Origin of the sequence: Neorhizobium sp. LjRoot104, from assembly GCF_964253725.1 — a bacterium.
In the GTDB taxonomy this organism is placed as follows: Bacteria; Pseudomonadota; Alphaproteobacteria; order Rhizobiales; family Rhizobiaceae; genus Neorhizobium.
This window is the reverse complement of the sequence record NZ_CAXURS020000001.1, coordinates 2,564,802-2,587,137: the sequence shown is the minus strand read 5'-3', so window position 1 is coordinate 2,587,137 and position 22,336 is coordinate 2,564,802. Positions and strand designations below refer to the sequence as shown.

Genomic DNA, 22,336 nt, shown 5'->3' with positions numbered 1-22,336 from the left:
GAGGGGACCTGCCCGACCTGAAGCTTGAGGGGAGCGGCGAGGTCGCGACGTGTATCCTTTTCCCCGCAGGCGGGGAGAAGGTGCCGGCAGGCGGATGAGGGGCAGACGCAAGGGCAAGCAACAATGGAAACAAGAGAACTGCCATGCTGACAGTCAACAACGTCAATCTTCACTACGGCGCCGCACAGGCGCTGCGCGGCGTCTCGATAAATGCGGACATGGGCAAGATCACTTGCGTGCTGGGGCGGAACGGCGTGGGGAAGAGTTCTCTTCTCCGCGCCGTCACCGGCCAGCATCCGGTCAGCGCCGGCACGATCAGCTTCCAGGGCGAGGTGCTGAACGGGCTCGCGCCCTATAACCGCGCCAAGCACGGCATCGGCTACGTGCCGCAGGGCCGGGAAATCTTCCCGCTGCTCACCGTCCAGGAAAACCTCGAAAGCGGTTATGCGCCGCTTGCCCGCAAGGACAAGTTCATTCCCGACGAGATCTTCTCGCTGTTTCCGGTGTTGAAATCGATGCTCGGCCGGCGCGGTGGCGACCTGTCAGGCGGCCAGCAGCAGCAATTGGCGATCGGCCGCGCGATGGTCACCCGTCCGAAGATCCTGGTGCTCGACGAACCGACCGAAGGCATCCAGCCGTCTATTATCAAGGATATCGGCCGGGCGATCCGCTACCTGCGCGATTCAACCGGCATGGCCATTCTGCTGGTGGAGCAGTATCTCGATTTCTGCCGGGAACTGGCCGACCAGGTCTATATCATGGATCGTGGCGAGATTGTGCACGAGGGGGCGGCCGAGACCTTGGATACGGCAGAAGCAAGGCGGCATCTGACCGTGTGAGACCAGTATTTTTACCGGTGAATGTTTGTATCGCGTTGCAGCACTTCGTGCGTTTCAATGCCGTCTAATATATGTTAGCAAACCCCGTAGGTTTTCAGGGCATTCCGCAATATTGTTGACAACCCCCGCACCCCATGATGAGGCGCTGATGGTCTTTGTACGCGTTGCCGGTATCTTCTCTCGTTCCGCTCTTACGCGCATGATGGCTGTAGGAGCTGTTTTTTTGGGCGCCACGACCCTCTTGGGGTCGACTGGCAGCGCTCTTGCCGCAGGCTGCGGCCAGCCGATGGAAGCGGGCCGCCACCGGATCGCCATCGACACAGACGGCATCGCCCGTTCGGCTACCTATTTCATTCCCTCGTCCTATACCGGCAAGGACAAGGTTCCGCTGGTTTTCGATTTCCATGGTAGCCACAGCAATCCTGAAGGGCAGCTGAACAGAAGCTCCTGGGACAAGGTGGCAGAGAAAAACGGCTTCATCGTTTTGGCCCTGCAGGGCAGCCTGCCGGGAAGCTCCGCAGGCACCTATGCGTGGAACGTGCCCTTCGTCACCGTGCAGCAGGGCGGTCTCGACGAGATCGCATATATCAAACAGGCCCTGAACACCGCAAAGCAGCAATTCTGCGTCGATCCCACCCGCATCTATGCCTCGGGTTATTCGGGCGGCGGCCGCATGTTGTCGGCCTATCTTTGCTCCGGCCATGACGATTTCGCAGCTGCCGGCTTCGTGCATTCGCTGCGGGCCGGACGTCCGGTCGAGACCGACGGCAAATGGGGTCCGGATGCGCAAGGCTGCAATCCGGCCCGGCCCATCTCGATCATGGCGTTTGCCGGCGTGAAGGATACCGCCAATCCTTACGCGGGCGGTGGCCGCGCCTATTGGCAATACGGCTTCAAGACAGCGATCCAGCGCTGGACGGAACTCGACGGCTGCAAGGGCAATGGTGACACAAAGACGGTCGATGGCGTGACCTTCAGTCTCTACGGAACCTGCAAGAACGGTGCACGCGTCGCATCCTACGTCTTCGCCAACGGCACGCATGACTGGCCGAAGCCCGTCGCCGCTACCGAAGCCGTGATTGCCGCCGCCAAGGATGGTGCCGCGAGCGTCACCAAGGTGGCTGCGGTCACCGTTGCCAAACCGGCATTCGACGCCAATGTTGATCCGGCTTCGCGGATGTGGGAGTTTTTCGGCAAGGCCGACAGCACCGACGTCATCGCCACCGCAGCACCCGGCAAGACCGGTTCCGCGGCCAAGTCTGGCACGGGCGTTGCATCGGGCTGCGGAACCGTAGCCGATCTTCAGGGGACGACGTGCAACAGCAACCAGCCGATCGATATGCGCCGCAGCGGGCAAGGGGTGCAGGACGCCTTGTAACCAAGGCTTTCGGCGGGCGGACACGGCTTTCCGAATTCTACCAGGAGGGCTGCGCAAAAATTCGCCTTCCGGAAACCTTTTCGCCTGAAATGGAGGCGATTTTAATCAATACGTCGGGGGGGCTGACGGGCGGCGACGTGATCGAATGGTCCGTCGCCGCTGCCGCTTCCACCAGACTGTCGGTTACCACCCAGGCGAACGAGAAGATCTACAAGGCCGCCTCGGGCACCGCCTCCGTCTCGACCCATGTCACCGTCGGCGAGGACGCCTCGGTTCACTGGCTTCCCCAGGAAACCATCCTTTTCGACCAGTCCTCGCTAAGCCGCCGGCTCGACGTCGATCTCTCCGAAACCTCCGAATTCCTGGCCGTCGAAGCGGTCCTGCTCGGCCGCAAGGCGATGGGCGAGGCGGTCGCGCACGGTTTCTTCCGTGACCGCTGGCGGGTGCGTCGCTCCGGTCAGCTGATCCATGCGGAAGAGATGAAGTTCGAGGGCGAGATCGAACGGCTTTCCCAGGCTGCCGCCGTACTTTCCGGCCAGGTCGCCTTTGCGACGCTGTTTTACACCGGCCCGCTGGCAGAGGTGCTTTTTCCCAAACTCCGGCAATGTCTTGACGGCACGTCCGGCGGCGCAGGCCTGTGGACCGGCGGAGCCAGCCACTGGAATGGCAAGCTGATCGCGCGGCTGGTGGCACCGACGGGGTACGAGTTGAGAAAAATCCTGACACCGGCAATTTCCGTATTGCGTAACGGCGCGCCAGTGCCGAAAGTCTGGAACATCTGACCTTACTGCGGGAACCCCATGAATCTGACGCCCAGAGAAAAAGACAAACTGCTGATTTCCATGGCGGCGATCGTCGCCCGCCGCCGGCTGGAACGCGGGGTCAAGCTCAACTATCCGGAAGCGATTGCTCTTATCACCGACTACGTGGTGGAAGGCGCGCGCGACGGCCGTTCGGTCGCCGACCTGATGGAGGCCGGCGCGCATGTCGTCACCCGCGACCAGGTGATGGAAGGCATTGCCGAGATGATCCACGATGTGCAGGTGGAGGCGACTTTTCCGGACGGGACCAAGCTCGTCACCGTGCACGAACCGATCCGCTGAGGAGGCGGCCGATGCTGGAACTGCGCCCCAATTGCGAATGCTGCGACAAGGACCTCTTGCCCGATAGCCGCGAAGCGATGATCTGCACTTTCGAGTGCACGTTCTGCGCCGCTTGCGCGACCGAAGTGCTGAAGGGGATCTGCCCGAACTGCGCCGGCGAACTGGTGCGCCGGCCGGTGCGTCCCGCAGCCGCACTTGCCCGCCATCCGGCATCCACCAAACGTGTTCTGAAGGCCGAGGGCTGCGCGCCCAAGGCGGCTTGAAGGAGAATGCCATGATTCCTGGTGAAGTGATTGCCGCAGAAGGCGAAATCGAGCTCAATACCGGTGCTCCGACCGTGACCGTCGAGGTCTCCAATACCGGCGACCGGCCGGTGCAGGTTGGCAGCCATTACCATTTCTTCGAGACCAATAACGGCCTTGCCTTCGACCGCGACAAGGCGCGCGGCATGCGGCTCGATATCCCGGCCGGGACGGCGGTGCGTTTCGAGCCCGGCCAGACCCGTTCGGTGACGCTGATCCCGCTGTCGGGCAAGCGCGAAGTCTACGGGTTCCAGCAGAAGATCATGGGTGCGCTTTGAAGCCCATCCCCGCCTTTTCCGCTGCTTTCCTGGCGCTTGCCGCCTTGCCGGCGGCGGCCCAGGAGCCGAAGGCCAATTGCAAGAACCCGCAAACGCAGATGGAGATGAACATCTGCTCGCAGCGTGACTACGAGGCGGCCGACAAGGCTCTCAACGCCCAGTACCAGACAACCCGAAAGGGAATGAAGGCGTGGGATGCGGATGCTTCGGCGGACCTGAAAGGCGCCGAGGATGCGCTCGTCAAGGCCCAGCGCGCGTGGGTCGCCTATCGCGACGCCCAATGCATCTCCTCCGGCTTCCAGGCGCATGGTGGGTCGATGGAGCCGATGCTGATATCGGGATGCCAGGCGGACCTGACGCGCAAGCGCACCGCCGAGTTGAAGGAGTTGACCGAGGCGATGGGGAACTGATGCGACACATGCCGAGCGAGACGTCCGATGAATAGCGAACACATTGTTTATATCCCTCGTCGCGCCAAGATTATCATAACAGTTCTTGCCGTCTTCATCTTCCTGCTTTCGGTATCTGTCGTCCTGTTTTCGCTGCTAACTGGTGTCGATGCGGGCCTCGTGACGACCGCTTTGACACTTGCACAGACATGTGCGGCAGGGCTCAGCGTCATCGCACTGATCTTCTATACGAAATTCAGTGTCGGCGTGGCGTTTCTCAAGGAGCGTACGGCAAGCTACCTGGTGCAGGAAATCCCCGAGGCGTTGCGGATTGTTGATTGCGACGAGGATGATTTCCGGGAACTGGATGCGTCCTATTCAGCGAAACCTGTGTCATCCAGGACAAGGATCCTCATCAAGTACGATGACGGTAACCATTATTGCCAATATCGCGTCCTTGCCTACGGCCTCGACCAGCGGCTTTACGTTCAGGTGAACGTCCGAAGAATGGTGGTTTCCTATTTTCTCGCCATCGGCTCGATGGATGACGAGGAGATCCACAGGCGCCTGGAATATGTCGTCAAAGCCGCAGAAACAGCAGGCTACACTTACAAATACGAGCAGGTCCATGACAGTGCCGACAGAAGCGTGACTGTCCAATTGCGGCTGTTCCGTTCACTGCCCGATGAATTCCTTATGAATGCCGGAGAGCGTCTGTATATCGCCAACGATTTGGCAAGCATGACGCGCGCGCTCATAAGGGCGCTGCCAGAGAAAGTCGTCGAAATACCCCCGCCGCCGGCGGACGCGATCAAAGTCGCATAAACACAGCAACCGTTGTCCGTATTGGAGTCTATCCCATGCCCCACAAGATGTCCCGCGCCGCCTATGCCAGCATGTTCGGCCCGACCACGGGCGACAGGGTGCGGCTTGCCGATACCGAGCTGTTCATCGAGGTGGAGAAGGATTTCACCACCTATGGCGAAGAGGTGAAGTTCGGCGGCGGCAAGGTCATTCGCGACGGCATGGGGCAGAGCCAGGCGACGCGCGCCGAAGGTGCGGTCGACACGGTGATCACCAATGCGCTGATCGTCGATCATTCCGGCATCTACAAGGCCGATGTGGGCCTGAAGGACGGCCGTATCCACGCGATCGGCAAGGCCGGCAATCCGGACACGCAGCCGGGCGTGACGATCATCGTCGGTCCGTCCACCGAGGCGATTGCCGGTGAGGGCAAGATCCTGACGGCTGGCGGCATGGATGCGCATATCCATTTCATCTGCCCACAGCAGATCGAGGAGGCGCTGATGAGCGGCGTCACGACCATGCTCGGCGGCGGTTCGGGCCCGGCGCATGGCACGCTTGCGACGACCTGCACCGGCGCGTGGCATATCGAGCGGATGATCGAGAGTTTCGACGCCTTCCCGATGAATCTCGCGCTTGCCGGCAAGGGCAACGCCTCACTTCCCGCGCCGCTGGAAGAGATGATCCTCGCCGGCGCCTCGAGCCTGAAGCTGCACGAGGACTGGGGCACGACGCCGGCCGCGATCGACAACTGCCTGACGGTCGCCGACGCCTTCGACGTGCAGGTGATGATCCACACCGATACGCTGAACGAAAGCGGCTTCGTCGAGGATACGGTCGCCGCCATCCGCGGCCGCACCATCCACGCCTTCCACACGGAAGGGGCCGGCGGCGGCCACGCGCCCGATATCATCAAGGTCTGCGGCAATCCGAACGTCATCCCATCCTCGACCAACCCGACCCGGCCCTACACGATCAATACGCTCGCCGAACATCTCGACATGCTGATGGTCTGCCATCACCTGTCGCCGTCGATCCCCGAAGACATCGCCTTTGCCGAAAGCCGCATCCGCAAGGAAACGATCGCGGCCGAAGACATCCTTCACGATCTCGGCGCCTTCTCGATCATTTCTTCCGACAGCCAGGCCATGGGCCGGGTCGGGGAAGTGGCGATCCGCACCTGGCAGACCGCCGACAAGATGAAGCGCCAGCGCGGCAGCCTGAAGGAAGAGACCGGCAATAACGACAATTTCCGCGTCAAGCGCTATATCGCCAAATACACGATCAACCCGGCGATTGCGCACGGCGTTTCCCACGAGATCGGGTCGGTGGAAGTCGGCAAGCGGGCGGACCTCGTGCTCTGGAATCCGGCCTTTTTCGGTGTGAAGCCGGAAATGGTGCTGCTCGGCGGATCGATCGCGGCCGCTCCGATGGGCGATCCGAACGCCTCGATCCCGACGCCGCAGCCGATGCATTACCGGCCGATGTTCGCAGCCTATGGCAAGCTCAGGACCAATTCTTCCGTCACCTTCGTCAGCCAGGCCTCGCTCGATGCCGGCCTGACGCAACGCCTCGGCGTCGCCAAGAAACTGGTGGCGGTCAGGAACACCCGCGGCGGCATTTCGAAAGCCTCGATGATCCACAATTCGCTGACCCCGTATGTGGAGGTCGATCCGGAGACCTATGAGGTGCGGGCCGACGGCGAACTCCTGACCTGCGAGCCGGCGACCGTGCTGCCGATGGCGCAGCGCTATTTCCTGTTCTGAGGCGCTGGCACCTCGGAGCCCCTGGATGAAAACGCTCTTTCGCCGGCTGCTTGTCGCGGTGCTGCTCGTGGTTTTCGCGGTCGCTGCCGGGACGTTCGTCCCGCGGCCGCTGTTTGTGCCGAGCCGGGCAGCGGAGATTGGGCAAAGGCGTATCCTTGTGCTCTCCAACCCGATCCACACGGATATCGCCATTCCACTTTCCGCAGACACCCGCGGCGCCTTCGGCTTCCTGGGGCATTCTGGTGTTCCGGTGTCCGATCCGGGGGCGGAATGGCTGGTGATCGGCTGGGGCGGCCGGGCCTTTTATCTCGAAACGCCGACCTGGGGCGACCTGAAACCGCTGCCGGTTTTCCGGGCACTGACGATCGACAGTTCGGTCATGCATGTGGATCTCGCCGGCGGCATCGACGAAAGCCATCCGACGGTCACCACACTCGACCTGGGGCCTGCGGAATTCCAGCGGCTCACGGATTTCATCCAGACGAGTTTCGTGCACCAGGCGGGCGAGGTGGCGGTGGTGCCGGATGCGGCCTATGGCAATTCTGACCGGTTCTTCGAGGCGCACGGCTATTTCAACGCGTTCGTCGGCTGCAACACCTGGACTGCCGCGGCACTTCGCGCGGCCGGATTGCGCACCGGGCTCTGGAATCCGCTGCCGCAGACGCTTACGCTATCTCTCAAGCTTTTCAATTGACCGGAGTATCCATGCAGCACATCCACTCCTATCACCCCGCCGGCGTGGTGACCGATCCGCCGGTCGATATCGTCACCCTGCCGCATGATCTGCGGCATCTGCGCCGCAAGCTGCTGCACCTCTCGAATGGCGAGATGGTGATGCTCGACCTCAAGGAGGCGGTGCTTTTCCATCATGGCGACCGGCTGGTGCTCGACAACGGCGACACGATCGAGGTGCAGGCCGCTCCCGAAAAGCTGTTCGAGATCAAGGCGCGCGATACGCTGCACCTGATCGAGCTCGCCTGGCATCTCGGCAACCGGCATCTGGCGGCGCAGATCGAGGAGGGGCGTATCCTCATCCTGCGCGACCATGTGATCCGGGCGATGCTGGAGGGGCTTGGCGCTATGGTGACCGAGGTCGAGGAAGGATTCCAGCCGGCCCGCGGCGCCTATCATTCGCATGGCGGCCATTCCCACGGTCACGACCATCACGGACATTGAGCGCCTGTGAGCGAAAACGTCGATACCAAAGCGCTTCTGAGGCTGATGGCCTGGCTCTCGCCGGCCTTCCCGATCGGCGGTTTCGCCTATTCGGGCGGGCTGGAGCGGGCTGTCCACGATGGCCTGGTCAAGGACGCGGCGGGTCTCGGCGCCTGGCTGTCGAGCCTGCTGCGGCATGGTTCCTTGTGGAACGACGCCGTGCTGTTCGGTGAAGCCTGGCGGCGGTTCGGGGACGAGGCTGGTTTGAAGGACATCGCGGAACTGGGGCTGGCGCTTGCCGGCTCCGCTGAGCGTTATACGGAGACCTTGTCGCTCGGCAAGGCATTCGCCGCGGCGGCATCCGCCTGGCCGCATCCGGTCCTTGACCATCTTCCGCCGGCCGTGCCGTTCCCGGTCGCCGTCGGCGCGGTTGCGGCGGCACATGGCGTAGCGGCAGCATCGGCGTTGGCCGCCTATCTGCATGCCGCCGTCTCGCAATCGGTCTCGGCGGGCATAAGGCTCGGGGTCTCGGGCCAGACCGAGGGCGTTGGCATTCTCGCCGATATCGAGGACCTTGTCACCGAAATGGCGGAGAAGGCAAGCCGGGCGAGGCTCGACGATCTCGGTGGGGCGGCGGTGCAGGCGGAAATTGCCTCTCTCCGGCACGAAACGCAGCATTCGCGGCTTTTCCGCTCCTGAAAGCAGGCCTAAGCTGAGACCTGAAATAGTGAAAGGACGACACATGAAATCGGCAAACGGACCCTTGCGCGTCGGCATCGGCGGTCCCGTCGGCTCGGGCAAGACGGCGCTGACCGAAAAGCTCTGCAAGGCGATGCGGCAAGATTATTCCGTCGCGGTCGTCACCAACGACATCTACACCAAGGAAGACGCGGAGGCGCTGGTGCGTTGCCAGGCTCTGTCTTCCGACCGCATCGTCGGCGTCGAGACAGGCGGCTGCCCGCATACCGCCATTCGCGAGGATGCGACCATCAATCTGCAGGCGATCGCGGGGCTGAACGAGCGCTTCCCGGAGCTCGACGTGGTGTTCATCGAATCGGGCGGCGACAATCTCGCGGCGACCTTTTCGCCGGATCTCGCCGACATCACCATCTATGTGATCTCCACCTGCCAGGGTGAGGAAATCCCCCGTAAGGGCGGTCCGGGCATTACCCGCTCCGACCTCCTGATCATCAACAAGAAGGATCTCGCTCCTTACGTCGATGTCGATCTCGACGTGATGGACCGCGATGCATACCGCATGCGCGAAGCCAAGCCGCATCTCTTCACCGACCTGAAGCGCGGTGACGGCGTGGACCATGTGGTCCGGTTCCTGAAGGAGCAGGGTGGTCTCTAAAAAGATTTAAGGCCGGTGGCCCCCGAAGCTACCGGCCTTGTTTGCATGCCGCGGTTCTCGCCGCCCGCGTCGCAGCATGCATCCAAAGAGAGCCCGGGCCCGCCCGCCCGATCCCGCTTTCCCTCGAATGTCAGATTTCGCGCAGGGCCTGCACGTCGCCGATCTGGATCACTCGCCCGCGCACCGTTACCCCGGTTCGCCGGAGAGTGGAGAATGCGCGGGAAAGAGCCTCGGGAGCCAATCCCAGCATGCCTGCAAGCAGGTTCTTCTGGAAAGGCAGGCGAATGGAAGCCGGACCGCCATCCACCGGACACCGCGTCAGGATATAATTCGCCACCCGCTGCGGCGCTGTATGCAACCTGTCGTTGGCGACGCAGTCCATCGTGGTGATCAGATGTTTCGACAGCGAGGTGATCACCGCCTTGGCGATATCCCGCTCCTGTTCCGCCAGATCCCGCACCGCCTGCATGTCGAAGCGTGCAAGTGTCGTAGATTCGGCCGTCTGGGCGTGATGGCGGTACTTGGTGCCCCCATAGAGAAGACATTCGGCGAACGTGTCCCCCGGGCTGCAGATACGGATATCCGCCTCGCGGCCGTCGCGATTGAGCTGGTAGAGGCGCACGTAACCGCTGAGAACACAGTAGAAAGAGTCTGCATCTTCGCCTTCGCGAAAGATCGACTTGCGGTTCGTCAGGCTGATGACACTCATGGTCGACATCATCCGCACGAGCGAATTGCCGGTCAGGCTGGTCAGGAAAGGCGCCTTCATCAGGACGGCCCGGTCCCTGTTGTTGAGCTTGAGATTGCTGTTCATCATATCTGCCGTCTCTTCCATAACCTGAACCGCCGCGCATTCCCGATGTTGCTAAAATAACAGGTTCATGAAATCTGGTTTTGACATCGATCAAATCTGTGAATTTTTTCTGCAATCTGCGCGAGCTGCCCTATTCCAACGAAAAACGCCGGGTCCAGAGGCCCGGCGTTGTCGAAATACAGTTCGGAGACGGGTGTTATTCGGCAGCCAGCGGGGGCAGGCGCAGCACCTTGCTGCTGGCCTGGGCGCCGGGAGAACGATCGTCGTTGGCGCTGGTCTGCCGTTCCATCTGGTTGAGGCGTTCTTCCAGGGATGCGATCGACTGGGCGTTCTTGCGCGCCTCCTGGCTGAGCTCCTCGTTGGAAAGACCGAAGTCTTCCTGCTCCTTCTTGCCGACCATGCGGCCGAAGATCTTGCCGAGCAGGCGCGACAGGTCGTCCATGATCAGGAAGAAGGACGGCACGACGAGAAGCGAGAGCACCGTCGAAACGATGATGCCGCCGATCACCGCGATCGCCATCGGCGCACGGAAGGATCCGCCTTCGCCGACGCCGAGCGCCGAGGGCAGCATGCCCGCCGACATGGCGATCGACGTCATGATGATCGGACGGGCGCGCTTGCGGCCGGCCTCCACCATGGCATGGACCCGTTCCAGACCGTGACGCTTCATTTCGATCGCGAAGTCCACCAGAAGGATGGCGTTTTTCGTGACGATGCCCATCAGCATCAGGATGCCGATCAGGACCGGCATCGACAGCGCGTTCTGGGTGATGATCAGCGCCACCGCCACGCCGCCGATCGCAAGCGGCAGCGAGAACAGGATGGTGAAGGGCTGGATGACGTCCTTGAAAAGCAGGATCAGCACCACGAGCACCAGCATCAGGCCCATCAGCATCGCATTGCCGAAACTCTGCTGCATTTCTGCCTGCACCTTGGCATCGCCGCTCTCGGCCAGACGAACCGTCTTCGGCAGCTCGGTCTCGCCAACGATGCGCTTGAACTCGGCCGATGCGGTATCGAGCGCCGTGCCGAACGGCACGTCGGAGCCGATCGCCACGACACGGTTGCGGTCGTTGCGCTTGATCGAGCTCGGGCCCTCCGAATAATCGATGTCGGCGACGCTGTAGAGCGGCACGCTGGCACCGGCCGCGGTCTTGATCTTCAAGGCGCGGATGGAGGCGAGATCGCGGCGGACGTCGAGCGAGGCCTGGACGCGGATCGGGATCTGGCGGTCGTCGAGCGAGATCTTGGCAAGGTTGGCATCGACATCGCCGATCGTCGCGACGCGCACGGTCTGGGCGATCTGCTGCGGTGTGATGCCGAGGCGCGAAGCCTCCGCCATGCGCGGCCGGATCTGCAGTTCCGGACGGGGCAGGGCGCCTTCCGAAGAGACGTTGAAAAGGATCGGCGAGGCGCGCAGCTTCGATTCCAGCATGCTGACGGCTTCGTTCAGGTCCGCCTCGTTGGTGGAGAGGAAGTTGAACGACAGGTCACGCTCGGCGCGGTCGTTGACCTTGGAGATCCGCACGTCCGGAATGGATTGGACGGCGGCGAAAATGTCCTTTTCGACATCCCATTGCGGCCGCGTGCGGCCATTTTCCTTGATCTTCGGGACGACGTCGCGGATCAGCGGGATCGAACCCAAGCCCTTGTTGACCAGGGTCTTGACCAGTGAATGGTCGATGTTCTGCAGGATGACGCGCACGGTTGCGCGGCGCAGTTCGAGGTCGCCTTTCGGCGAAGCTCCGCCGAGGATGAAGACGCTCTCGACACCATCGATATGGCGAACCGCATCATAGATGACGTCCGTGCTTGCAGCCGTCTCGTCGAGCGTCGCATTTGGCGGCAGCTCCACCGAGAGAACGACGCGCGAAGAATCGTCCGGCGGCAGGAAGCTGCCGGGGACCTGCGAGAGCAGCATCACCGAGCCGATCAGGAAACCGATCGCGGCGAGCATCGTCGTATAGCGCCAGTACCAGCGGCGGGTCGTGCCGGTGACAAGGCGCGTATAGGCTTTCATGATCCAGCCGTCATTGTCGTGATGGTCGTCCATCCCGTCTTCGGGGCTCATCAGATAGGCGGCCATCAGCGGCGTGATCAGTCGCGCCACCGCGAGCGAGAAGAACACCGAGAAGGCGACCGTCAGGCCGAACTGGATGAAGTATTGACCCGGTACGCCCGGCATGAACGAGACCGGCACGAAGACGGCGATGATCGTGAAGCTGGTCGCGATGACGGCGAGACCGATTTCGTCCGCCGCCTCGAGCGCTGCTCGATAGGGCGTCTTGCCCATCTTGATATGCCGCGCGATGTTCTCGATCTCGACGATCGCGTCGTCGACGAGAATACCGGTCGCGAGTGTCAGCGCCAGGAAGCTGACGAGGTTCAGCGAGAACCCCATCAGGTCCATGATCCAGAAGGTCGGGATCGCCGACAGTGGCAGGGCAACCGCTGCGATCAGCGTCGCGCGCCAGTTCCTCAGGAACAGGAACACCACGATGACGGCGAGGATCGAGCCCTCCACCAGGGTATGGAGAGCCGCCTCGTAATTGCCGTAGGTGAAGTAGACCGAGTCATCGACCATTTCGATCGCGACGTTCGGATTGCCCTTGCGCACTTCATCGAGGCTGGCGGCGACGGTTTCGGCGACCGAGACTTCGCTGGCCCCCTTGGCGCGGAACACGGCGAAGGTGACCGACGGCGTGCCGTTGAAGCGCGAGAAGGATTTCGGCTCCTCGTAGGTATCGGTGACGTTGCCGAGTTCCGTCAGCTTGACGAACTGGCCGTTCGGCAGCGTGATCGTCGTGTCGGCAAGCTGGGCGACGCTGCGGGCATCGCCGAGCGTGCGGATCGTCTGTTCGTTGCCGGCCACCTGGCCGCGGCCCGAACCGAGATCGACGTTGGTGCCGCGCAGCTGGGTGCTGACATCGGCCGCGGTAATCCCATAGGCGTCGAGCTTGGCGGGGTTCAGCGACACCCGGACTTCGCGGTCGGAACCGCCGTAACGGTCGATACGGCCGATGCCGGGCTGGCCCTGCAGGGCGCGCTTGACCGTGTCATCGACGAACCAGGAGAGCTCTTCGAGCGTCATGTTTGGCGAGGATACGGCGAATGTCTGGATCGCCTGGCCCTCGACATCGACCTTGGTGACGACCGGTTCTTCGATGCCGGCGGGCAGGTCGCTACGGATCTTGTCGATCGCGTCCTTGGTGTCCTGCACAGCCTCGGCGGTCGGCTTTTCGATGCGGAAGACGACGACCGTCTGTGACTGGCCGTCTGTCACCGTCGACTGGATTTCGTCGATGCCGCTGATCGAGGCGACAGCGTCCTCGATCTCCTTGGTCACCTGCATTTCCAGTTCGGCGGGAGCGGCGCCGCTCTGGGCCACGGTGATCGATACGACGGGGACGTCGATATTCGGGAAACGGGTGATCGGCAGCGCGTAGAACGACTGGATGCCGACGACAAGCAAAAGGGCAAAACCGAGCATCGGCGCTATCGGATTGCGGATCGACCAGGCGGAGAAGTTCATGCGGCTCAACCTCAGTTCGCGATGGCGGCGGGTTCGGCCGGGACCGGGGCGATCTTGTCGCCGTCCCGGACGAAGGCGCCGGCCTTCGCAACGACAATGTCACCGGCGTCAAGACCGCTGACGACCTGCACGAAACCGCCATCCTGAATGCCGGTCTCGATCTTCACCTGCTTGACCACATTGTCCTCGACCTTGCGGGCGGTGGAACCGTTCCGGCCGGTGGTGACGGCCGAGAGCGGCAACGCCAGGGCATTGGTCTCGGTAATAACGATCTCGGCGCTGCCATACATGCCCGCGCGGGCGCCGCTCTCGTCGTCGATGACGATATGCACGGCGCCGAGGCGGGTGACCGCATCGACAGTCGGGGAGACGAGCCGCACCTTGCCCTCGATCTTCACCTTGCCGCCGGCGACCGTGACGAGCGCCTTCTGGCCGGCCTTGATCTTCTGGATATCGGTCTCGGAAAGATCCGCGACGAGCTCGATCGCGCCGTCCTTGATGATCGTGAAGAGCGGGCTGCCGGTGCCGCTGGCGATCGCGCCGACCTTGGCATTGCGCACCGAGATCACGCCGGCCACCGGGGTCTTGACGCCGGTGCGGGCGAGTTTCAGATCGATATCGTCGATCTGCGCATCGACGACCTTGATGTCGGATTCACCGACCGTCACGGCCTGTTTGGCGGCATTCAGCCGCGCCTGAGCGACCTCGACGGCCGCGGATGCCTGTTCGAGCTGCGACACCGTGCCGGTGCCGCTCTGGCTGAGCTTCTGGAGGCGATCGCGCTGGCGGATCGTATCGGCGACATTGGCCTGGGCCTCGATCACCTGCGCCTGATATTGCGCGACGGCAGCCTGGGCCTTCGCCTTGTTGGCCTGGAGCTGGCTCTTCTGGAGAAGCAGCGCGTCTTCGTTCAGCGTGGCGAGCACGCTGTCCGCCTTCACCTCGTCGCCGACATCGGCATTCAGCGCCTTGATCGACAGGGCATCGACGAGCGGCTGGACATAGACTTCCTCGACAGGCCTGATGGTGCCGGTCGCGATGACGCGATCGACCATCGGCTTTTCGACCGCTTCCGTCACAATGATCGAGGGCAGCTTGATTTCCGTCTGTGCCGGGGCCGGCGTGGCCGGTTCTTGCGCAAATGCGGGACCGGCCTGCTGCGTCAGGATTGTGGCATAGGTGGCGCCTGCAATCAATGCGAGCTTAAGAGCCGGGATGCCTGCAGACTTAGTGAACTTGCGAAACATGCGACTACTTTCAAACTGAAGTAAGGGGCAAACATTCCGCTGGGAACCGCTCCGGTCACGTCGCGCCCCCTCAGCGCGCGGTAACCCGGATCAAGGTGGTAACCGCACAAAACGGTTACAAGACCAGCAACGGAAGATTCATCAACGCTGCACTTTTACGTGTTTGCGTTGCACAAATCAATCCGTTGCCGTTATAGGATGAATGAGTTTTAGTTATGATCTACATTAGAAAAATTTCAAAAACGCGCAACTAAAGAGCTGCGCGTTCTCTTTGATCGGGCAACGGGCGATTATTATTTCAATGCCGCGTCGGTAATCTCGCTCGTATAGGCGCCTTCCGGCTTCTTGGTGATGATCTTCTGGTCGAGCAGCGCCTTGACCGTGCGGTCGTAGGTCGCGGTGTCGAGCTTGCCGGTGCCGGTGCCGATCAGCTTGGCGACTTCGCCCATCATCCGTTTCTGGTGGTTCTCGTCCTGGCCGCCATTGTCCATGACGATTTCAGCGGCTTCGCCCGGGTTGGCGATCGCGTATTTCCAGCCCTTCATCGAGGCGCGGACGAACTTCACCATGGTCTCCTTGAACTTCGGGTCCTTGAGCTTGGTATCCATCACGTAGAGGCCGTCCTCGAGCAGGTCGTTGCCCATGGCGGAGAAGTTGAAGACGGTGAGCTGGTCCGGCTTGAAGCCGGCGTCGATCGCCTGCCAGTATTCGTTGTAGGTCATGACCGAGATGCAGTCCGCCTGCTTCTGGATGAGCGGCTGCACGTCAAAACTCTGCTTCAGGACGGTGACGCCGTCCTTGCCGCCGTCGGTCTTGAGGCCGAGCTTGTTCATCCAGGCAAAGAACGGGTATTCGTTGCCGAAGAACCAGACGCCGAGCGTGCGGCCCTTGAAGTCGGCTTCAGTCTTCACCGGGCCGTCCTTGGGGCAGATCATCTGCAGGCCGGATTTCTGGTAGGGCTGGGCGATGTTGATCAGCGGCACGCCCTTTTCGCGGGCGACCAGCGCACCGCCCATCCAGTCGACGATCACGTCGGCGCCGCCGCCGGCGATCACCTGTTCGGGGGCGATATCGGGGCCGCCCGGCTTGATCGTCACGTCGAGGCCTTCTTCCTTGTAGAAGCCCTTGTCCTTGGCGACGAAGTAGCCGCCGAACTGGCCTTGCGCCACCCACTTCAGCTGCAGGGTCACCTTGTCGGCGGCCATCGCCGCCTGGGCGGCTGCGAGCGACATGGCGCCCGCCATCAGCGCAACGAGAATTTTTCTCATGTTTTTTATCCTTCCCTCTGAGGTTTGCCGGCTCCGCCGAAACGGGCCGGATTTCAGCGCCTAACCACCGCGGTTAGACGGATGCCAGAACGTCGTCGCTCTTTCGCCAAGCGCCACGACACCATAAAAAACCGAACCGATGAGCGCTGCAACAGCGATTTCGGCCCAGACCATGTCGACATTCATGCGGCCGATCTCGGTCGAGATGCGGAACCCCATGCCGACGATCGGCGTGCCGAAGAATTCCGCGACGATCGCGCCGATCAGCGCCAGCGTCGAGTTGATCTTCAGCGCATTGAATATGAAGGGCATTGCGGCCGGCAGGCTCAGCTTTATTAGCGTCTGCCAGTAGTCCGACGCATAGGAGCGCATCAGGTCGCGTTCCATGGAGCCCGAGGCACCGAGCCCTGCCACCGTGTTCACCAGCATCGGGAAGAAGGTCATGATGATCACGACAGCCGCTTTGGACTGCCAGTCGAACCCGAACCACATGACCATGATCGGCGCGACCCCGATGATCGGCAGCGCCGACATGAGATTGCCGATCGGCAGCAGCCCGCGGCGGAGGAAGGCGATGCGGTCGGCGAGGATCGCGACGACGAAGCCGGAGGCGCAGCCGACCACATAACCGAACAGCACCGCCTTGAAGATCGTCTGCTGCACGTCGGCCCAGAGGATCGGCACGGAACCGGCGAGCCTTGCGCCGATCGAGGACGGCGGCGGCAGGATGATGAAGGGAATGCCGGCACCGCGCGTCGCCGCCTCCCAGAGGATCAGGATCCAGGCGCCGAAGATCGCGGGAATGAGGAGGCGGAGGAACGTGTCGCCGGACTTGGATTTTGGGCGGATGCCGGAGAGCACCGTGACGCAGCGCCAGGCCAGCAGCCATGAGGCCGCGAGCATCAGGAAAAAGGAAAGCGTCGCCTTGCCCTCGTTGCCTGCGATGCCCGCAAGCAGCAGCCAGACGGCCAGATGGGTCGCCACGAACAGGATCGCTGCGAGAAAGGACGGGGAGAGTGCTGTGAACGAGACCAGCGCCGCGCCGGCAACTATCAGGAAGACCAGGACGACGGTGCCAGTGCTGAAAGGCGAGGGGGCATCCGCAGCCATCAGCGGCAGGGAGGTGAGGGCCGCGAGGCAGAGGATCAGGGCAAGGGTGCCCTGCCAGGAGCGGAGGACGAGGGTCATGCCGGCCTCCCGCCCATGGAGCGATCAACGATGTTGGCGATGATGCCGACAATGGTGACCAGAAGTGCGGCAAGCACCGAGCCGGCGATCAGTGCCGCCCAGATATCGATCGTCTGGCTGTAATAGGCCGCGGCCAGCAGTTTCGAGCCGATGCCGGCGACGGCTCCGGTCGGCAGCTCGCCGACGATCGCGCCGACGAGGCTTGCGGCGATCGCCACCTTCATCGAGGTGAACAGGAAGGGGATCGAGGCCGGGACCCTCAGTTTCCAGAAGGTCTGGGCGCCGCTGGCATAATAGGTGCGCATCAGGTCGAGCTGGATGATTTCCGGCGAGCGCAGGCCCTTTACCATGCCGACGGCGACCGGGAAGAAGGAGAGATAGGTGGAAATCAGCGCCTTGGGGAGGAGGCCGGTGATGTTGACCGCGCCGAGCACGACGATCACCATCGGCGCGACCGCGAGGATCGGAACGGTCTGCGAGGCGATGATCCACGGCATCAGGCTGCGGTCGAGCGCCTTCAGATGCACGATGCCGACCGCGATCAGGATGCCGGTCAGCGTGCCCATGGTGAAGCCGAGGACAGTCGAGGAGAGCGTCACCCAGGCATGGTAGACGAGGCTGCGGTTGGACGTGACGCTGCGCAGGAACGTGTTTTCGAAGACGTTGCTGACGACCTGATGCGGTGCCGGCAAAATCGGCTTCGGCTGCGCCATCGTCTTGCCGATGAATTCCATGGTCGTCGAGGTGACGTCGGCACGCCGGTCGAGATCGCGCTGGAAGGGGGCATTCATGAAATAGGCGGCGACGTACCAGACGGCGACGATGGCGACGAGGATGGTGAGGACGGGGACGATGCGTTGCGCGAGGGTGTCGGGTTTCATGCGAGATCCCTCTTCAGAAAAGGCGTGACGCGGGTCTCGATGGTGGTGAAGACGTAGTCGGGTCCATCAAGAACCTGGTCATTGTCGAACCTCAGGACGGTGAAGCCCTGGTCTTTTAAGAAGGCATCTCTCTTTACATCATGCTGGCGGCCATGATTGGTTTCGTGGCTGTCGCCATCCACTTCCACGACAATACGCGCTGCAAGCCACGCGAAATCGGCAATGTAAGGCCCGATCGGCGTTTCGCGCCGGAAGCGTGCTCCATAAGGCCGGAAATCGCGAAGCAGGTCCCACATCGCGGATTCGGCTTTGGTAAGCTCCCGGCGGAGCGTTCTGGCGCGTGTTCTGGTTTGGGGAGCGATGTTGGAGTGGGGCATTCAGATTGCTCCTCGAACATCAAGAAGAAAGACCCCGCCCCAACCCCTCCCCACAAGGGGGAGGGGCTTAATCTGCGGCGGCCTTCTCATTCTCTTTCCAACGGTGCGGCTTGAAGGAGCGCTGTTGTTGGGTGGGGCGGGGCGGCGCGGTAAGTCCCTCCCCCTTGTGGGGAGGGGTTGGGGAGGGGACTTGCCTCCGCACTCCGGACGATCGGCTCCCCGCCTCCGCAAAACTTCACTCCTCATAACTATGCCCCGCCCTCAACCCCTCGCGCACCCTGTGTGCAATCTCCAGGAACTCCGGCGTCTCGCGGATTTCAAGCGGCCGTTCCTTCGGCAAGGTCGATTCGATGACGTCCGTCACCCGGCCGGGCCGCGGCGACATGACGACGATGCGGGTGGAGAGATAGACCGCCTCCGGGATGGAGTGGGTGACGAAACAGATGGTCTTTTCGGTCCGGGCCCAGAGTTTCAGAAGCTGCTCGTTCAGGTGGTCGCGGACGATCTCGTCGAGCGCGCCGAAGGGTTCGTCCATCAGCAACAGATCGGCGTCGAAGGCGAGCGCGCGGGCGATCGAGGCACGCTGCTGCATGCCGCCGGACAACTGCCAGGGATATCTCTTGCCGAAGCCGGAGAGGTTGACGAGATCGAGGGTGCGCTCGATGCGGGCTTTGCGATCCACTGAGGAATAGCCCATGATCTCGAGCGGCAGGGCGATGTTCTTCTCGATCGTCCGCCACGGATAAAGCGCCGGCGCCTGGAAGACGTAACCGTAGGAACGCGATTTGCGTGCCTCTTCCGGCGTCATGCCGTTGACGGTGATCTCGCCGGCGGTTGCCTTTTCGAGATCGGCGATGACCCGCAGGAAGGTGGTCTTGCCGCAACCGGACGGGCCGATGAAGGAGACGAAATCGCCCTTGTTCACCGTGAGGTCGACGTTCGACAGCGCATGGACCGGCCCGTCGCTGGTTTCGAAGGTAAGGCCGAGCTTTTTGGCTGTAACGACGGAGGATGGAGCATTGTTCATCGGCATTTGGGCATGGGTCCGAGTTTGGTACCGTCCGGGAAGCTGACGGTGTAGCCTTTGGCGGATTTGGTCAACGTGGCGGAGTCTTCCGGTCCGATTTCCCCTTCGGCATCACATTGTGCCTTGATGGTGAAACCGTTCGCCGTCTTTTTGGGCGGGCCCTTGAATTCACAAGCGGAAACGGAGGTCGTCACGCCTTCGTCATTGAGCAGCAGGAAGTCGTCGGCGCCAGACGATTCGCCGGTCCTGGCGTAGATGCAGCCTTCCTTGCTGCCATAGGCGCCGTCGAGGAAGGTCGCGGCCCTGGCGGGAAGGGCAGCCGACATTGCGGCAAGCACCGCAGACGCAAAGCGGATCGTAGTCAGTGACATTTCTCGAAAGGCCCCCATTCAAGTCCGTATGCGAAGCCTACAGTATAGAGATCGCCGTTGCGCAGGATATCGATCATTGCGGTGTTCGGGCGCTCTCGCTTTTCGTCTGCCTCGGCTCCCACTCTCGAAACCTCGTGATATGCTGTCGGCAGATCCCGTTCGACGGAGGAGACTGGGTATGGACAGTGCATCAAAACCTACCTGCCGTGTCGTGAAGCCCGGCGCTGCCTATGCCGGCAAGCAGGGTTTGAGCTATTTCGAGGGGATTGCGGCGGAAACGGTTGGCTCCAAGGGCATCTGCATGCACCTCCTCACCATTCCGCCGGGCGCACGAGCCAAAGCCCATCTGCACGAAACCCATGAGACGGCGATCTACGTGCTCTCCGGCTCCGCCGTCACCTGGTACGGCGACCGGCTGGAGGAATGCGCCGAACTCTCGGCCGGCGAGATGATGTACATCCCCGCCGGCGTGCCGCACCTGCCGGCCAACATTTCGGACGCGCCCTGTTCGGCGGTGATCGCCCGCACCGACCCGAACGAACAGGAAAGCGTCGTGCTTTTGCCGGAACTGGACGGGCTGGTTAAGGGGTAGCGGCAGGCCGGAAATCTCCCCCTCAAGGGGGGAGATCGATATGCCGCACCAGTTTCGCCAATTACCGAACGAATTCGAATTGGTTCCGGCAGGCTCCAGCTTTTGTTGAGAGCGAGGTCTCGCTACTATCCGATCTCCCCCCTTGAGGGGGAGATGCCCGGCAGGGCAGAGGGGGGGATTTTCTGGAGACATCGTTTCCCGTTCAAACCCCACTGGCCGGAATGCCCGTGCGCTCCACCTTGCGCGGCGAGGTCAGTTCCTTCCAGGTCGACAGTGCCTTGTTGACCGCCTGGAACGGTTCGCGCTTGACGAACTGGCCGTGGCCCTCCTGCGTCTTGACCGCTCCGTCCTCGATTGCCACCACGCCGCGGGTCAGGGTGTAGCGCGGCAGGCCGGTCACTTCCTTGCCCTCGAAGACGTTGTAGTCGATCGCCGACTGCTGGCTCTTCGCGGTAATGGTCTTCGAACGCTTCGGGTCCCAGACGACGATATCGGCGTCGGCACCGACCAGGATCGCGCCCTTGCGCGGATAGACGTTGAGGATCTTGGCGATGTTGGTGGAGGTGACGGCCACGAACTCGTTCATGGTGATGCGGCCGGTTGCGACACCGTAGGTCCAGAGCATCGGCAGGCGGTCTTCGAGGCCGCCGGTGCCGTTCGGGATCTTGCGGAAATCGCCGACGCCGGTGCGCTTCTGTTCGGTCGTGAACGCGCAGTGGTCGGTTGCCACCACCTGCAGCGAACCGGAGGCAAGGCCCGCCCACAGACTGTCCTGATGCTGTTTGCTGCGGAAGGGCGGGCTCATCACGCGGCGGGCCGAGTGATCCCAGTCCTTGCTGAAATATTCGCTTTCGTCGAGCGTCAGGTGCTGGATCAGCGGCTCGCCATAAACGCGCATGCCGTTCTGGCGAGCGCGGCGGATCGCTTCGTGTGCCTGTTCGCAGGAGGTGTGCACGACATAGAGCGGCACGCCCGCCATGTCGGCGATGATGATGGCGCGGTTGGTGGCTTCGCCCTCGACGGAGGCAGGCCTCGAATAGGCATGCGCCTCGGGGCCGTTATTGCCCTCGTCCATCAGTTTGGCCTGCATGGCGGCGACGACATCGCCGTTTTCGGCATGCACGAGCGGCAGGGCCCCAAGCTCGGCGCAACGTTGGAAGGAGGCGAACATCTCGTCGTCGTTCACCATCAGCGCGCCCTTGTAGGCCATGAAATGCTTGAAGGTGTTGATGCCGTGATGGGAAACGACCGCCTTCATCTCGTTGAAGACCTGCTCGCCCCACCAGGTGACCGACATGTGGAAGGAATAGTCGCAATTGGCGCGGGTCGCCTTGTTGTCCCAGCGCTTCAGCGCGTCGAGCAGCGACTGGCCGGGCTCGGGAAGGCAGAAATCGACGACCATGGTCGTGCCCCCGGCAAGTGCTGCCCGCGTGCCGCTCTCGAAATCGTCGGCGGAATAGGTGCCCATGAACGGCATTTCGAGATGCACATGCGGATCGATGCCGCCCGGCATGACGTAACAGCCGGCCGCATCCAGCGTGGTGTCGCCGGAAAGGTTCGGGCCGATCTCGATGATCTTGCCGCCATCGATCTTCACGTCCGCCTTGTAGGTCAGGTCGGCGGTGACGATGGTTCCACCCTTGATGACTGTGGTCATTGTTGTTCCCTTTG

The 22,336-nt window shown here is 62.3% G+C and carries 24 protein-coding genes; 14 read left to right on the top strand and 10 right to left on the bottom strand.

Annotation, left to right across the window (positions count from 1 at the left end; translation table 11 throughout):
* The first annotated feature begins 143 nt into the window (after positions 1-143).
* The 13 genes from urtE (at position 144) to ureG (ending at position 9,368) form a co-directional block, all read left to right on the top strand.
* Positions 144-839: an urea ABC transporter ATP-binding subunit UrtE gene (gene urtE, locus ACSQ8R_RS13175; RefSeq protein ID WP_436253780.1), complete on the top strand. Its 696-nt coding sequence runs from the start codon at positions 144-146 to the stop codon at positions 837-839.
* Positions 840-1,062: 223 nt separating this feature from the next.
* Positions 1,063-2,217, top strand: coding sequence for an alpha/beta hydrolase family esterase (locus ACSQ8R_RS13170; RefSeq protein ID WP_436253779.1), 1,155 nt, complete (start codon positions 1,063-1,065; stop codon positions 2,215-2,217).
* Positions 2,154-2,999, top strand: coding sequence for an urease accessory protein UreD (locus tag ACSQ8R_RS13165; RefSeq protein WP_436253778.1), 846 nt, complete (start codon positions 2,154-2,156; stop codon positions 2,997-2,999). The genes ACSQ8R_RS13170 and ACSQ8R_RS13165 overlap by 64 nt, the downstream gene beginning before the upstream one ends.
* A gap of 18 nt (positions 3,000-3,017) precedes the next feature.
* Entirely contained in the window at positions 3,018-3,320 is a 303-nt protein-coding gene (locus ACSQ8R_RS13160) for an urease subunit gamma (RefSeq protein WP_007773806.1), read from the top strand.
* 11 nt (positions 3,321-3,331) lie between these two features.
* Entirely contained in the window at positions 3,332-3,583 is a 252-nt protein-coding gene (locus ACSQ8R_RS13155) for a DUF1272 domain-containing protein (RefSeq protein ID WP_436253777.1), read from the top strand.
* An 11-nt stretch (positions 3,584-3,594) separates the two neighbouring features.
* A complete protein-coding gene (locus tag ACSQ8R_RS13150) occupies positions 3,595-3,900 on the top strand; it encodes an urease subunit beta (RefSeq protein ID WP_436253776.1) in 306 nt (101 codons plus the stop codon).
* Positions 3,897-4,310 (top strand): lysozyme inhibitor LprI family protein, encoded by a 414-nt coding sequence (locus ACSQ8R_RS13145; protein WP_436253775.1) that lies wholly within the window; start codon positions 3,897-3,899, stop codon positions 4,308-4,310. The genes ACSQ8R_RS13150 and ACSQ8R_RS13145 overlap by 4 nt, the downstream gene beginning before the upstream one ends.
* 27 nt (positions 4,311-4,337) lie before the next feature.
* Positions 4,338-5,114: a hypothetical protein gene (locus ACSQ8R_RS13140; RefSeq protein ID WP_436253774.1), complete on the top strand. Its 777-nt coding sequence runs from the start codon at positions 4,338-4,340 to the stop codon at positions 5,112-5,114.
* Positions 5,115-5,149: 35 nt separating this feature from the next.
* The gene (gene ureC, locus ACSQ8R_RS13135) at positions 5,150-6,859 is read left to right on the top strand and encodes an urease subunit alpha (protein WP_436253772.1); all 1,710 of its coding nucleotides are present in this window, start codon (positions 5,150-5,152) and stop codon (positions 6,857-6,859) included.
* 25 nt (positions 6,860-6,884) lie between these two features.
* Complete coding sequence (locus ACSQ8R_RS13130) at positions 6,885-7,553, top strand: TIGR02117 family protein (RefSeq protein WP_436253771.1); 669 nt, start codon at positions 6,885-6,887, stop codon at positions 7,551-7,553.
* Positions 7,554-7,564: 11 nt separating this feature from the next.
* Positions 7,565-8,035 (top strand): urease accessory protein UreE, encoded by a 471-nt coding sequence (gene ureE, locus ACSQ8R_RS13125; RefSeq protein WP_436253770.1) that lies wholly within the window; start codon positions 7,565-7,567, stop codon positions 8,033-8,035.
* 6 nt (positions 8,036-8,041) lie between these two features.
* Entirely contained in the window at positions 8,042-8,713 is a 672-nt protein-coding gene (locus ACSQ8R_RS13120) for an urease accessory protein UreF (RefSeq protein ID WP_436253769.1), read from the top strand.
* A gap of 43 nt (positions 8,714-8,756) precedes the next feature.
* Positions 8,757-9,368, top strand: coding sequence for an urease accessory protein UreG (ureG, locus tag ACSQ8R_RS13115; RefSeq protein ID WP_436253768.1), 612 nt, complete (start codon positions 8,757-8,759; stop codon positions 9,366-9,368).
* 130 nt (positions 9,369-9,498) lie between these two features.
* On the opposite strand, the gene ACSQ8R_RS13110 is transcribed toward ureG, so the two are convergent.
* The 9 genes from ACSQ8R_RS13110 to ACSQ8R_RS13070 form a co-directional block, all read right to left on the bottom strand.
* Positions 9,499-10,182, bottom strand: coding sequence for a Crp/Fnr family transcriptional regulator (locus ACSQ8R_RS13110; protein WP_436255464.1), 684 nt, complete (start codon positions 10,180-10,182; stop codon positions 9,499-9,501).
* A 196-nt stretch (positions 10,183-10,378) separates the two neighbouring features.
* Positions 10,379-13,714, bottom strand: a complete 3,336-nt coding sequence (locus tag ACSQ8R_RS13105; protein WP_436253767.1) for an efflux RND transporter permease subunit — start codon at positions 13,712-13,714, stop codon at positions 10,379-10,381.
* A gap of 11 nt (positions 13,715-13,725) precedes the next feature.
* Positions 13,726-14,961: an efflux RND transporter periplasmic adaptor subunit gene (locus tag ACSQ8R_RS13100; protein WP_436253766.1), complete on the bottom strand. Its 1,236-nt coding sequence runs from the start codon at positions 14,959-14,961 to the stop codon at positions 13,726-13,728.
* Positions 14,962-15,254: 293 nt separating this feature from the next.
* Positions 15,255-16,229 carry an ABC transporter substrate-binding protein gene (locus ACSQ8R_RS13095; RefSeq protein ID WP_436253765.1) on the bottom strand — a complete coding sequence of 325 codons (975 nt, stop codon included), beginning with the start codon at positions 16,227-16,229 and terminating at the stop codon, positions 15,255-15,257.
* Between the two features lie 60 nt (positions 16,230-16,289).
* Positions 16,290-17,417: an ABC transporter permease gene (locus ACSQ8R_RS13090; RefSeq protein WP_436253763.1), complete on the bottom strand. Its 1,128-nt coding sequence runs from the start codon at positions 17,415-17,417 to the stop codon at positions 16,290-16,292.
* Positions 17,414-18,298: an ABC transporter permease gene (locus tag ACSQ8R_RS13085; protein WP_436253762.1), complete on the bottom strand. Its 885-nt coding sequence runs from the start codon at positions 18,296-18,298 to the stop codon at positions 17,414-17,416. The genes ACSQ8R_RS13090 and ACSQ8R_RS13085 overlap by 4 nt, the downstream gene beginning before the upstream one ends.
* Positions 18,295-18,675 (bottom strand): endonuclease domain-containing protein, encoded by a 381-nt coding sequence (locus tag ACSQ8R_RS13080; protein WP_436253760.1) that lies wholly within the window; start codon positions 18,673-18,675, stop codon positions 18,295-18,297. The genes ACSQ8R_RS13085 and ACSQ8R_RS13080 overlap by 4 nt, the downstream gene beginning before the upstream one ends.
* A gap of 235 nt (positions 18,676-18,910) precedes the next feature.
* A complete protein-coding gene (locus ACSQ8R_RS13075; RefSeq protein ID WP_436255463.1) occupies positions 18,911-19,702 on the bottom strand; it encodes an ABC transporter ATP-binding protein in 792 nt (263 codons plus the stop codon).
* Complete coding sequence (locus ACSQ8R_RS13070; protein ID WP_436253759.1) at positions 19,699-20,073, bottom strand: hypothetical protein; 375 nt, start codon at positions 20,071-20,073, stop codon at positions 19,699-19,701. Before ACSQ8R_RS13070 ends, ACSQ8R_RS13075 begins: the two co-directional genes overlap by 4 nt.
* Positions 20,074-20,251: 178 nt before the next feature.
* On the opposite strand from ACSQ8R_RS13070, the gene ACSQ8R_RS13065 reads away from it, so the two are divergent.
* Positions 20,252-20,665 (top strand): cupin domain-containing protein, encoded by a 414-nt coding sequence (locus ACSQ8R_RS13065; RefSeq protein ID WP_436253758.1) that lies wholly within the window; start codon positions 20,252-20,254, stop codon positions 20,663-20,665.
* A gap of 202 nt (positions 20,666-20,867) precedes the next feature.
* Here the strand turns inward: ACSQ8R_RS13065 and hydA are convergent, their stop codons facing one another.
* Positions 20,868-22,322 carry a dihydropyrimidinase gene (hydA, locus tag ACSQ8R_RS13060; RefSeq protein ID WP_436253757.1) on the bottom strand — a complete coding sequence of 485 codons (1,455 nt, stop codon included), beginning with the start codon at positions 22,320-22,322 and terminating at the stop codon, positions 20,868-20,870.
* Between the last annotated feature and the right edge of the window lie 14 nt (positions 22,323-22,336).